This window comes from Kitasatospora sp. NPDC004723, from assembly GCF_040609255.1.
In the GTDB taxonomy this organism is placed as follows: domain Bacteria; phylum Actinomycetota; class Actinomycetes; order Streptomycetales; family Streptomycetaceae; genus Kitasatospora.
The window spans coordinates 38354-50141 of record NZ_JBEXJT010000003.1 but is presented as its reverse complement, the minus strand read 5'-3'; the positions used below and the strand labels follow the sequence as shown (position 1 = coordinate 50141).

Here is an 11788-nt window from a genome sequence, read left to right as displayed (position 1 = left end):
CGGGGCCGAGCCCCGAGTCTTCCCGCCCCCGCACGAGAGACGGATCCGCCCATGCTCCGCCAGCACCCGCCGCTGAGCTACCCCTTCGAGCCGAACGGCCTCGAACTCGACCCCCGCTACGCCGAGTTGCGCGATCAGCCGCTGGTCAGGATCCGGATGCCGTACGGCGACGGCGCCTGGCTGGCCACCCGGTACGAGGACGTCCGGGCGGTGCTCGGCGACCCGCGGTTCAGCCTGGCCGCCGCGATGGGCGAGGACCAGCCGCGGATGCGCCCGGTGGCCCGCACCGGCGCCGGCCTGTTCTCCACCGAACCGCCCGAGCACACCCGGCTGCGCTCGCTGGTGGCCAAGGAGTTCAGCGCCCGTCGGGTCGAGGGGCTGCGCGTGCGGGCCCGGGAGCTGGCCGACGAGCTGCTCGACGGCATCCTCGCCAAGGGCCAGCCCGCCGAGCTGGTCGAGGACTTCGCGATCCCGATGCCGACCACCATCATCTGCGAGGTGCTCGGCATCCCGGCCGAGGACCACCGGATGCTCTGGCGGTGGGCGGAGACGGTGCTCTCCGCCGTCACCCCGGGCGAGGTGCTGGCCGTCGACGGGCAGGCGTTCATCGACTACATGGCCGGGGTGCTGGAGCTGCGCGGCCGCGAGCCCGGCGACGACCTGCTCACCACGCTGGTCCGGGCCTGCCGCGAGCAGCGGCTGATCAGCGAGGAGGAGCTGCTCTCCATCGCCTGCGACCTGCTGATCGCCGGCTTCGTCTCCACCACCAACCAGATCGGCAACTTCTTCCACCAGCTGCTGGTGAACCCGGAGGAGTCGGCGAGGCTGCGGGAGCACCCCGGGCTGATCCCGAAGGCCGTCGAGGAGCTGATGCGCTACGTGCCGCTGCTCACCGGCTTCAGTCTGCCCCGGTACGCCACCGAGGACGTCGAGCTGGGCGGGGTGGTGATCCGGTCCGGCGAGGCGGTGATGATCGCGACCGCCGCCGCCAACCGGGACCCGGAGGTGTTCGAGGAGCCCGAGCGGCTGGTGCTGGACCGGCCGGCCAACCCGCACATCGGCTTCGGCCACGGCGTGCACTACTGCATCGGCGCGCACCTCGCCCGGCTGGAGCTCCAGGTGGCGATCGAGCAGGTGCTGACCCGGTTGCCGGGGCTGCGGCTGGCCGTGCCCGAGCGCGAGCTGCGCTGGAAGGAGGACGCGATGGTGAACGGTCTGCAGGCGCTCCCGGTCGCCTGGTGAACGCGCCCCCCACTGACGCCACGGCAAGGCAGGGCACGGCAAAGCACGGCCGGACAAGGCTCGGCCGGACAAGGCAAGGACGACGAGGAAGGCCAGTAATGGCACGGCAGACAGACACCGCACGCCGGCGGGAGTCGATGATCATCGTCGGCGGCGGTCTCGGCGGCCTGTCCACCGGGTGCTACGCCCGGATGAACGGCTACCGCACCAGGATCTTCGAGATGCACGAGATCCCCGGCGGGTCCTGCACCGGCTGGGACCGCAGCGACTTCACCTTCGACTGGTGCATCAGCTGGCTGCTCGGCAACGGCCCGGGCAACGAGATGTACCAGATCTGGCTCGAACTGGGCGCGCTCCAGGGCAAGGAGATGCGGCACTTCGACGTCTTCAACATCGTCCGGGGCCGGGACGGCCGGGCGGTCTACTTCTACTCCGACCCGGACCGGCTGGAGGCGCACCTGCTGGGCCTCTCGCCGGTCGACGCGGCGCCGATCCGGGAGTTCTGCGCGGGGATCCGGACCTTCCGCAGGGCGCTCGCGGCCTACCCGTTCCTCAAGCCGGTCGGTCTGATGGGCCGACTGGAGCGCTGGCGGATGCTGGCCTCCTTCACGCCGTACTTCAACACCATCCGCAAGTCGATCGCGGTGCTGATGACGGACTTCTCGCAGCGGTTCCGCGACCCGCTGCTGCGCGAGGCGTTCAACTTCATCCTCTACGAGAAGCACCCGGCCTTCCCGGTGCTGCCGTTCTACTTCCAGCTCGCCTCGCACGCCAACCACGCGGCCGGGGTGCCGGAGGGCGGTTCGCTCGCGCTGGCCCGGTCGATCGAGGACCGCTACCGCGGGCTCGGCGGGGAGATCACCTACAACGCCAAGGTCGAGGAGATCCTGGTCGAGGAGGACCGCGCGGTGGGCGTGCGGCTCAGCGACGGCCGGGAGTTCCGGGCCGACATCGTGGTGTCCGCCGCCGACGGCCACACCACGGTGATGAAGCTGCTCAAGGGCCGGTACCTCAACGACACCTACCGCCGGCTCTACACCTCGCTGATCGACGAGCCGGGCCAGCTGTCGCCGGGCTACGTGGCGCTCTTCCTGGGGCTGCGCAAGCCCTTCCCGGCGGGTGACCCGTGCACCACCTACCTGCTGGGCGAGCGGGAGGCGGCCGCGCTGACCGGGATCCGCTGCCCCTCGATGAACGTCCAGTTCCGCACCCGGCACTACCCGGAGCTGGCGCCGTCCGACTCCACCGTGGTGTTCGCGACGTACTTCTCCGACATCGCCCCCTGGCGGGCGCTGTCGGAGGGCCCGGAGCGGTCCTCGCGGGTCCGGCGCGGCGAGGAACTGCACACCCTGCCGGTCAAGCACGGCCGGGAGTACGTGGCGGCCAAGCGGCGGGTCCGCAACGGCATCGTCTCCTTCCTGGACGAGCGCTTCCCCGGCTTCAAGGACGCGGTGGCCGTCGCCGACGTGTCCACCCCGCTCACCCAGGTCCGCTACACCGGCGTCTACGACGGCACCTTCCCCGGCTGGAACCCCTTCGTGGAGGGCGCCGAGACGGTTGAGGAGGAGATCAAGCGGAGCGGCCCGGTGCTGCCCGGGCTGTCGAACTTCTACCTCTCCGGGGTCTGGGCGACCATCGGCGGGCTGATCCGGGCGGCCGCCGCCGGGCGGCACGTCATGCAGTTCGTCTGCCGGGACGACGGGCTGGACTTCACCGCCGAGATCGACCGGAGCGCCCCGCTGCCGACGCACCTGGTCATCCCGGTGGGCCGGCCCGCCGAGCCGGCCAGACGGACGGCGCCGGTGGGTGCCGGCGAGGCGGCGCGGGGCGAAGGCAGCGAGGACAACGAGAACGTGCAGACGGGAGCCCTGGCATGAGGATCGAGAAGTGGGTGGTCCGGGAGCACCTGGACGGCGTGCCCGACGTCAACCGGATCTACGAGAAGGTCGTCGAGGACGTCACGGTCGACCTGCGGCCGGACGAGATGCTGTTCCGGACCAGGTACGTCTCGGTGGACCCGTACCAGAACGGCCTGGCGCTGGAGACGCCGGTCGGCCACCACATGGGCGCCGACTCGATCATGGAGGTGATCGAGGCCGGACCGGAGGCGGCGTTCGCGGTCGGCGACCTGGTGCAGGGCTTCGGCGGCTGGCGCACCCACGTCGTCCACAACGGCGCCGAGGAGCTGTGGACGACCGGCACCTTCCCGATGGTCTTCCCGGCCTACCGCCGGCTGGACCCGTCCTGGTACGACGAGCGGCTGCCGCTGTCCACCGCGCTGGGCATCATGGGCGCGCCCGGGATGACCGCCTGGGGCACGCTCACCCGCTTCCTGGAGGTCCGTCCCGGCGACACCGTGGTGATCAGCGGGGCGTCCGGCTCGGTCGGCACCCTGGTGGGCCAGTTGGCGAAGTGGGCCGGCGCCGGCCGGGTGGTCGGCACCACCGGCTCGCCGGGCAAGGCCGAGTACCTGCGCGAGCTGGGCTTCGACGAGGTGGTGCGCTACGCGCAGGGCGACGACGCGGAGAAGGTCCGGCAGGCGCTGCTGATCGCCGCGCCGGACGGCGTCGACCGGTACTTCGACAACCTGGGCGGGGCCGTCACCGACGCGGTGTTCACCATGCTGAACGTGGACAGCCGGGTGGCGGTCTGCTGGCAGTGGGCGACCACGGTGAACGGCGAGCTGACCGGGCCGCGGCTGCTGCCGTACATCATGTTCCCGCGCACCACGATCCGCGGGATCTTCGCCCAGGAGTGGTTCACCGAGCCGCTGCTGGCGCAGATGCACCGGGAGCTGGGCGGGCTGGTCGGCAGCGGGGAGATCCGCTACCACCAGACCGTGCACAAGGGGTTCGACGCGATCCCGCAGGCCTACCGGAGCCTCTACCTGGACCGCGACGTCAACCGGGGCAAGGTGCTGGTCGAGGTGTGACCCGGTCCCGGGCGGGGACGGATCGGTCCCCGCCCGGGACGAGGTTCAGCCGTTGCCGGGCCCGGTCGTCGGGCTCGGCGGTTGCCGGGCTCAGTCCTCGTCGGGGCCGCCGGCGTCGGAGCCGTCCGGGGTGCCGGTGATCGCGTACCCCTGGCGGCGCGCCTCGTAGCAGGCCACCGTGGCGGCGGCGGAGACGTTCAGCGAGCCGACCCGGCCCAGCTGCGGCACGTAGACCACCTGGTCGCAGAGGGCGAGCGCGTCCGCCGTCACCCCGCGATCCTCGTGGCCGAGCACAAAGGCGACCGCCGGGGTCAGCTCGGCGGCGAACATCGGCACCGCGTCGTCCGCGAGCTCCAGGCCGACCACCTTGAAGCCGTCGGCCTTGGCGGCCTCGATCGCCTCGGCGACGGTGGGGAAGTGCTCCACCTTCAGGTACTTGTCGGTGCCCATCGCGGCCTTCTGCGCGCCGGACGAGCGCACCGACGGGGTGTCACCGGTCAGGTAGAGCTTCTCCGCGCCCATCGCGGCACCGGTCCGGACGACCGAGCCGACGTTGAAGGGCGACTGGAGGTTCTCCAGGATCATCGCGAGCCGGAACTCGTTGCCACGCCGCCACGAGCGGTGCAGCCGCTTCAATTCGGTCCCGCGGAGCTGCTTCACGACGTCGTCCCTCGTCCACTCTCGGGGCCCTCGCCCGCCGTCGGGCGGGGCCGCGCTTCCAGAATCCGGAACCCGTTGACCGAGGTCAGCCGGGTGGTCGGCCAGCCCTGCTCGTTCAGCCACTTCTGCAGCGAGTCCGAGCCGAGGTGCTTCTGCACCACCAGGAAGGCGGAGCCGTCCGGGGTCAGCCGGCCGAGCCACTGCTCCAGCAGCCGGCGCAGCGCCGCCTTGCCGATCCGGATCGGCGGGTTGGAGTAGATCGCCGCGAACCGCAGTTCGGCGGGGACCTCCTCAGGCAGCGCGGCCTGGACGTTGCCCAGTCCCAGCGACTCGGCGTTGTGCCGGACCAGTTCCAGGGCGCGGCCGTTGACGTCCACCGCCCAGACCGGGAGCCGCTTGCGGCGGGTCGCCCAGGTCAGCGCGATCGGGCCGTAGCCGCAGCCGACGTCCAGGATCGGGCCGCGCGCCCGGGGCACCGGCGCGTGCTCCAGCAGGATCCGGGTGCCCGGGTCCAGCCGGGTGCGGGAGAAGACGCCCGCGTCGGTGGTGAGCTCCAGGGTGAGGTCCGGCAGGGTGACCGTGATCGGGCGGCGCTCACTGGCGACCTCGGGTGCACCGGTGAAGTAGTGCGAGCCGGACATGATTTCCCCGTCGTTCGTAAGGGCCTCGGGGCCACCGGGAGGTGTGGGTAAGCCCTGCTGGTACGGCTCCGATCGTACCCCGGTGGCCGGGAGGCCCGTTCTGCCCGGCGGGCGGCGCGGGGGTCAGCGGGTGCCGGGGGTCTTGCGGGTGGCGACGTTGATCCGGTTCCAGGTGTTGATGGTGAAGCAGAGCGAGATCAGCTGCGCCAGCTCCTGCTCCGGGAACAGCTCGGCGGCCCGCCCGTACACCTCGTCGTCGACGCCGCCGCCGATGTGGGTGATCTGCTCCGCCAGCGCGAGGGCGGCGAGGTCGCGCTCGCTGTAGACGCCCTCGGGTGCCTCCCGCCAGACCGGCAGCAGGTAGATCCGCTCGTCGCTCTCGCCGGCCTTGCGGGCGTCCTTGACGTGCATGTCCAGGCAGTAGGCGCAGCCGTTGAGCTGGGAGGCGCGGATCTGCACCAGCTCGACGAGCGCCGGGTCGAGGCCCTCGCGGGCGGCGGCGTCCAGCGCGATCACCGCGCGGAAGACCTTGGGGACGGTACAGGCGTAGTCGAGGCGGGCGGGGTGCTGCGGAGCGTTCGCGTTCGTCGTCATGGCTATGACCCTAGGAAGCAAGTGCACCCCTGCTGTGGTGCACTTCCGATCGGTTTTGACGGGTCAATCCGGGGAGGCGGCAACACGCCGACACGCCGTCGGCGCTTCGCGCCCCGGCGGCGGCCGACGGATACTGCCAGTACCCCACCGGGCCGTGGCCATCGGGTCAGAGGAAGCCTCCGAGGAACCTTCGAGGAACGAGGACGGACGCCATGCCGCAGAACCACGAGGACTACCTGGACGAGGCCGACGAGGCCGCGGAGCCGGACGAGCAGACGGCCGAGGACGAGTACGACGAGCTGGCCGAGCGGCGGTCGCTGGGCGCGGACCCGGCCACCGACGTCGCGGACGTCGCCGAGCAGAACCGGGTCGTCCAGCTCGACGAGGACGAGTACCGGGAGTAGGCCCGCACCGCGAAGGGTCCGGCCGGGGTCAGAGCGCCCCGCGGCGCTGGAGCCAGCTGAACGCCGCCCAGCCCGGGAGCACCGGCAGCAGGAAGGTGAGCAGCCGGAAGAGCGTGACGGTGGCCGCGATCCCGCCGTCATCCATCGCGGTGGCCGCTTTCAGACCGGTCGCCAGCGCGGTGTCCACGAAGCCGACCCCGCCCGGGCTCGGCACGGCGTTGCCCGCCGCGTTGCCGACCAGGAACACCACGCCGACCGCGGCGAAGCCCGGCTCCGAGCCGACCGCCCGGGCACAGCAGTACAGGCAGGCGATCAGCGTGATCGACACCAGCAGCTGCCCGGCGAAGCCGACCGCCAGCCGCCCCGGGTTGCGCGCCAGCTCCACCAGCCGGGGCAGTACCTCGGCGGTCAGCGGACGCAACCGGGCGACCAGCCAGCGCCGGGCCGGCGGCACGGCGGACACCGCGGCCAGCAGGGCGCCCGCCACCGCGATGCCGCCGACCACGAACGGCAGGACCTCCAGCTCGGAGCCGCCGGCCTCCAGGCCGGTCAGGTAGACGAAGGCGCCGACCTGCAGCAGGTGCAGCACCAATCCGAGCAGTTGTCCGACACCGACGCTGGAGAGCGCCTGGGCGGTCGGGATGCCGGCCCGCTGGAGGAAGCGGGTGTTCAGGGCGACCCCGCCGACCCCGCCGGGGGAGACCAGCTTCACGAAGGAGCCGGCCACCTGCGCCAGCACGGCGTTGCGGAAGTTCAGCCGCTCGGGGACGAAGCCGATGAAGCCCATCGCCCCCATGACGTGGCTGATGGCCGCGGCGAGCAGGGCGAGGACGATCCAGAACGGGTCGGCGTCGGCGACGGCGACGAGCGGGTTCCGCTCGGTGGCGAAGAACTGCGGGATCAGCAGCCAGCCGGCCACCACGCCGCCGCCGACGGCGAACACGGTGCGGGGGCGCAGCCGCTCCAGCCGGACCGGCCGGACCGGGGCCTGCGGGCGGCTGTGGAGGATCTCGGTGCGGATCTGCTCCAGCAGGTCGGGCTCGGGCGGTGCGGGCGGTCCGGACGGTGCGGGTGGTGCGGGCGGCCCGTCCGGGGCGGCCGGTGCGGTCCGTCCGGCCCGTTTGAGGGCGAGCCGGGTGCCGCGGGTCAGCGCGATCGGCTGGAGCAGCGGCAGGGCGGCGGCGACCGCGTCCGGGCCGAGCACCGCCAGCGCGGCGCGCACCGAGCGCTCGGCCCCGGTGCGCAGCGCGAGGGTGGTGAGCAGCTGGGCGACGTCGCAGCGCAGCACCAGCTCGCTCGCCGCGATGTCGCCGTCCGCGAGGTTCACCAGGTGCACCGTGCCGGCCGCGTCCACCAGCAGCGCGGAGGGCACCAGCGCGCGGTGCGCGATCGCCCGCCGCTGGAGCAGGGCCAGCTGGCCCCAGGCGTCGGCGAGCAGCGCGTCGGTGAGCTCCTCGTCGGCCAGCTCGTCCAGGGTGCGGCCGGGCAGCCGCTCGTAGGCGACCAGGGCGGTGTCCGGGCCGAGCTCGGCGGTGGCGGCGATCCGGTGGGTGCGGACCCCGGCGGCCACCGCCGCGTAGGAGACCAGGGCCTCGTGCTCCAGCCCGGTGCGCAGCGAGCGCAGGGCGCGCGGGTGCGGGGCGGTGCGCAGCCGCAGCCGCCGCCAGGCCCGCTGGATCAGGGCGGCGGTGACCGCCTGCCGGTCGAGCAGCTGGACGTCCAGCTCGGGGCGGCCGTCCTGCTGGCGGACCAGGTAGCGGTCCGGGCCGGCCGGGGTGGCGGCGGCCGGGCGCAGTCCGGCCTCGCGCAGGCTCTGCAGGAGCTGGCCGGGCCGGGGCCGCGGGTCCGGGGTGCCGACGGCCCAGCGGGTGCCGTGGGCGGCCGTCCAGCCGATCAGCAGGCCCAGCAGCAGGGCGGTCGGGGTGGCGGTCCCGCCGGCGAGTCCGGCCAGCGCGGAGAGGCTGAGGACGGCCCACGGCACCCGTCGTTCGCGGGCCGCGGAGGCGATGAGGAAGGCGAGGACGGGGGCGAGGTAGCCGTACACCGGCTCGGTGCGGGCGAGCGGGTCGCCAGGCAGCGGCCGGGTGAGCGCGGAGACCAGGGAGAACGGCGCGCGCCCGTCGATCCACAGGTCGACGGCGAGCGAGGCACCGTAGGCGAGGACGGCGGCCAGCAGGCCGTCGGCGAGCTGCTGGAGGACGCGTCGCCGGTCCGTCGCGGTGCCGAACAACCGGCAGACGGCCGAGAGGCCGGGCAGGAGCAGCAGCGCGGCGGTGCTGAATCCGGTGGCGACGCCGCCCAGCGGGTGCGGCACCAGTGCGGCGAGAGCGGCGACGTCCTCGGCGAGGCCGTTGGTGGTGGCCCGGGCGTAGTCGGCGCCGAGCAGGGTGAGGGCGGTCACGGCGAGGCCGGCGAGCAGCCGGATCAGTGCCGCGGGCTGCCGGATCCGGCCGGTGCCGGATATGCCCGGGGGCGGGGGGTCCCCGGTGCCGCCGGCCGTGCTGATCGTCGCGTTCCCCGTCACTTCCGCCACTGGTGCATGGTCCCATGAGCCCTCCCGGTACGTGTCCCGGGGAGCGGGGCGGGCCCGGCGTCACTACTGTGCGTTCCATGAGCGACTGCGAAGACCTCGCCGCCGCACCCAGGGACATCGCGCCGCTGCCGCCCGTGGACGGCTGCGCCGACTGCCTGGCCCAGGGACGCCGGGACTGGGTGCACCTGCGGCTCTGCCTGGACTGCGGCCACATCGGCTGCTGCGACTTCTCGCCGCAGCGGCACGCCACCGCGCACTTCCACAACAGCTCCCACCCGGTGATCCGGTCCTACGAGCCGGGGGAGGACTGGCGGTGGTGCTTCGTCCACGAGCTCATGGGGTGACCGGGCCGACGGGATGACCGGGTTGACGTTCCGGCCGCCATGGGTTGAGGTGTAATCCCTGACCAATCGGGACATAACGCCCGTGCGGCCTCCGGTCGGGTTCCGTCCGGCCGGCGGCCACCGAAGGGAGGCCGACGATGACCGAACGAACAGCGGGAAGCTCTCCCAGGCTCCGCCGCGGCGCCCAGGACCTGCTGGAGCGCCGGGGCATGGCGGCGGTGCCGGACACGCTCCCGCCCCGGCTGCGCACCGGCGTCCCGCAGGCCGCAGCCGAGGCCGGGGCGGCGGGCGCCGAATCGTTCCGGCACGGCGGCCGGGACGCGGTGACCGCCGTTCCGCATTCCGTGCCGGCGCAGCACGCCGAACTCCGGGGGCACCGGCACCGCGGTGCCGAGAAGCACAGCGCGCACTGAGCGCCCCGCCCCGGTCGGTGTCCTGATCCGTGTTCAGGACGCCGACCGGGGACGTGCGGTGGCGTTGTCAGTGGTCTGCGGTACCTTTCCTGGCGATCGAGGACAGCAGGTGAGCGGGGGCGCGGGCGATGGCCGAGCTGATGACGGAGGAGCCGGTCGAGCTCCAGCTGGAGCGGTACCGGACGGAGCTGACCGGGTACTGCTACCGCATGCTCGGCTCGGTCTTCGAGGCCGAGGACGCGGTGCAGGACACCATGGTCCGCGCCTGGCGCGGGTACCGGGGCTTCGAGGGCCGCGCGGCGCTGCGCTCCTGGCTCTACCGGATCGCCACCAACGTCTGTCTGGACGCGCTGAACGGCCGCAACGCCCGGGCCCGGCCGATGGACCTGGCGGGCCCCTCCACGGTGGCCACCGCGAGTGACGCCCAGCTGCCCGAGGTCACCTGGATCGGCCCGGCGCCGGACGGCCGGGTACTGCCCGAGAGCGGTGATCCGGCGGAGGTGGCCGCGCAGCGCGAGTCGGTGCGGCTGGCCTTCGTCGCCGCGCTCCAGCGGCTGGCACCCCGGCAGCGGGCGGTGCTGATCCTGCGCGAGGTGCTCGGCTGGCGGGCCAACGAGGTCGCCGAGCTGCTCGGCGTCACCGTCGCCTCGGTGAACAGTGCGCTCCAGCGGGCCCGGGCGGCGCTGGCCGCCGATCCGGCTTCCGCCCGGCCGGCCCCGGCGCTGGACGAGGAGCACCGGGCCCTGCTGGCCCGGTACGTCGCGGCCTTCGAGGCGTACGACATGGACGGCCTGGCGGCGCTGCTGCACGAGGACGTCACGCTGAACATGCCGCCGTTCGCGCTCTGGCTGACCGGGCACGCGGACCTCAGGGAGTGGATGCTCGGGCCGGGCCACGGCTGCCGGGGCTCGCGGCTGGTCGCCGCGCAGGCCAACGGCGGCCCGGCGTTCGGCCAGTACCGGCCGAGCCCGGACGGCGGGCACGAGCCGTGGGCGCTGATCGTGCTGGAGGTGTCAGCGGGCCGGATCACCGGGCTCACCAACTTCCTCGACACCGACGTGCTGTTCCCGCTCTTCGGCCTGCCGCCGCGGCTGGCGGCCGGGGAGTAGCGTCGTGCCGTCCTCCTCGACCAGGAGGACGCCGGCCAGCCCGCTGAACGCGAGCAGTTCGCGCAGCGGGCCGCCGGCGTTGCGCAGGACGAGTCGCACGCCGTGCCGGGCGGCGGCGAGCCGCAGCCGGGCCAGGGCGTCGACGACGGACAGGTCGGGGGCGGTCAGGGCGCCCAGGTCGCAGCTCAGCGACCGGTCGGCGGATGCCTTCGTTTCGGTTGTCGTTTCGGTCGTCGCTTCGGTCTTCGGTTCGGTCTCCACGGAGATCAGACCGGTGCGCCGGGCCGGCCTCATCGGCCGCCGGAGAAGATTCCCGAAAAAAGTTCGCCGAAGAGCGATGAGTTTCCGATGCGCCTCCGGTCTACCTCTGTGAAAGCGCGGCACCGAGCGGCGCTCCCTCCGAACCGAAGGAACCACCACCATGACCGAGAACCTCGGCACCCTGTCCATCGTCCGTGAGCTGCGCGCCACCCCGGCCGAGGTCTTCCGGGCGTACGTCGAGCCCGCGCAGTTCGTCCGCTTCTGGGGCCCGGTCGGCACCCACGTCCCGCTGGACACCGTGACCATCGAGCCGGAGGTCGGTGGACGCTTCGACAGCACGATGGTGATCGAGGCGACCGGCGACCGCTACCCGCTGCGCGCCCGGTTCACCGCGATCCGCGAGGACGAGATGCTGGAGTTCTTCGAGGAGGGCGTCGGTCTCACCGGCCGGATCACCCTGAGCGACCTCGGCGACGGCCGCACCCAGGTGCTCATGGAGCAGGAGAACGTCCCGGCGATGTTCCTGGGCCCGGAGGCGGAGGCCGGCCACAACTCCAGCTTCGACCGCCTGGTCGAGTACATGGCCACCCGGAGCTGACCGTTCCGCCGACTGGCAGAGTGGGACGCATCGTGTCCCCGCCCCCCAGGAGGCCCA

13 protein-coding genes are annotated in these 11788 nt (G+C 73.2%); 8 read left to right on the top strand and 5 right to left on the bottom strand.

The window, feature by feature from the left end; all coding sequences use genetic code 11:
- The first annotated feature begins 51 nt into the window (after positions 1–51).
- The 3 genes from ABZW10_RS04995 (at position 52) to ABZW10_RS04985 (ending at position 4174) form a co-directional block, all read left to right on the top strand.
- Complete coding sequence (locus ABZW10_RS04995; protein WP_355360070.1) at positions 52–1242, top strand: cytochrome P450; 1191 nt, start codon at positions 52–54, stop codon at positions 1240–1242.
- A gap of 98 nt (positions 1243–1340) precedes the next feature.
- Entirely contained in the window at positions 1341–3119 is a 1779-nt protein-coding gene (locus tag ABZW10_RS04990; RefSeq protein WP_355360067.1) for an NAD(P)/FAD-dependent oxidoreductase, read from the top strand.
- Positions 3116–4174 carry an NADP-dependent oxidoreductase gene (locus ABZW10_RS04985; RefSeq protein ID WP_355360064.1) on the top strand — a complete coding sequence of 353 codons (1059 nt, stop codon included), beginning with the start codon at positions 3116–3118 and terminating at the stop codon, positions 4172–4174. The genes ABZW10_RS04990 and ABZW10_RS04985 overlap by 4 nt, the downstream gene beginning before the upstream one ends.
- Positions 4175–4264: 90 nt before the next feature.
- On the opposite strand, the gene ABZW10_RS04980 is transcribed toward ABZW10_RS04985, so the two are convergent.
- From ABZW10_RS04980 to ABZW10_RS04970, 3 genes are all read right to left on the bottom strand, one after another.
- Positions 4265–4834 carry a TrmH family RNA methyltransferase gene (locus tag ABZW10_RS04980; RefSeq protein ID WP_355360061.1) on the bottom strand — a complete coding sequence of 190 codons (570 nt, stop codon included), beginning with the start codon at positions 4832–4834 and terminating at the stop codon, positions 4265–4267.
- Entirely contained in the window at positions 4831–5475 is a 645-nt protein-coding gene (locus tag ABZW10_RS04975) for a methyltransferase (RefSeq protein ID WP_355360058.1), read from the bottom strand. Before ABZW10_RS04975 ends, ABZW10_RS04980 begins: the two co-directional genes overlap by 4 nt.
- Before the next feature lie 123 nt (positions 5476–5598).
- Complete coding sequence (locus ABZW10_RS04970; protein WP_355360056.1) at positions 5599–6069, bottom strand: carboxymuconolactone decarboxylase family protein; 471 nt, start codon at positions 6067–6069, stop codon at positions 5599–5601.
- A 212-nt stretch (positions 6070–6281) separates the two neighbouring features.
- Here ABZW10_RS04970 and ABZW10_RS04965 point away from each other — a divergent pair, with 212 nt between their 5' ends.
- Positions 6282–6473 (top strand): hypothetical protein, encoded by a 192-nt coding sequence (locus ABZW10_RS04965; RefSeq protein WP_355360053.1) that lies wholly within the window; start codon positions 6282–6284, stop codon positions 6471–6473.
- Positions 6474–6501: 28 nt separating this feature from the next.
- Here ABZW10_RS04965 and ABZW10_RS04960 read toward each other — a convergent pair whose 3' ends face one another.
- On the bottom strand, positions 6502–9006 hold the full coding sequence (locus ABZW10_RS04960; protein ID WP_355360050.1) for a lysylphosphatidylglycerol synthase transmembrane domain-containing protein: 2505 nt from the start codon (positions 9004–9006) through the stop codon (positions 6502–6504).
- Positions 9007–9083: 77 nt separating this feature from the next.
- On the opposite strand from ABZW10_RS04960, the gene ABZW10_RS04955 reads away from it, so the two are divergent.
- The 3 genes from ABZW10_RS04955 (at position 9084) to ABZW10_RS04945 (ending at position 10872) form a co-directional block, all read left to right on the top strand.
- Entirely contained in the window at positions 9084–9350 is a 267-nt protein-coding gene (locus ABZW10_RS04955; RefSeq protein ID WP_355360047.1) for a UBP-type zinc finger domain-containing protein, read from the top strand.
- A gap of 137 nt (positions 9351–9487) precedes the next feature.
- The gene (locus tag ABZW10_RS04950; protein WP_355360044.1) at positions 9488–9763 is read left to right on the top strand and encodes a hypothetical protein; all 276 of its coding nucleotides are present in this window, start codon (positions 9488–9490) and stop codon (positions 9761–9763) included.
- A 128-nt stretch (positions 9764–9891) separates the two neighbouring features.
- Entirely contained in the window at positions 9892–10872 is a 981-nt protein-coding gene (locus ABZW10_RS04945) for a sigma-70 family RNA polymerase sigma factor (RefSeq protein WP_355360041.1), read from the top strand.
- Here the strand turns inward: ABZW10_RS04945 and ABZW10_RS04940 are convergent.
- Positions 10777–11133: an STAS domain-containing protein gene (locus tag ABZW10_RS04940; protein WP_355360038.1), complete on the bottom strand. Its 357-nt coding sequence runs from the start codon at positions 11131–11133 to the stop codon at positions 10777–10779. The genes ABZW10_RS04945 and ABZW10_RS04940 overlap by 96 nt on opposite strands.
- A gap of 160 nt (positions 11134–11293) precedes the next feature.
- Here ABZW10_RS04940 and ABZW10_RS04935 point away from each other — a divergent pair, with 160 nt between their 5' ends.
- A complete protein-coding gene (locus ABZW10_RS04935; RefSeq protein ID WP_355360035.1) occupies positions 11294–11731 on the top strand; it encodes an SRPBCC domain-containing protein in 438 nt (145 codons plus the stop codon).
- Positions 11732–11788: the final 57 nt, after the last annotated feature.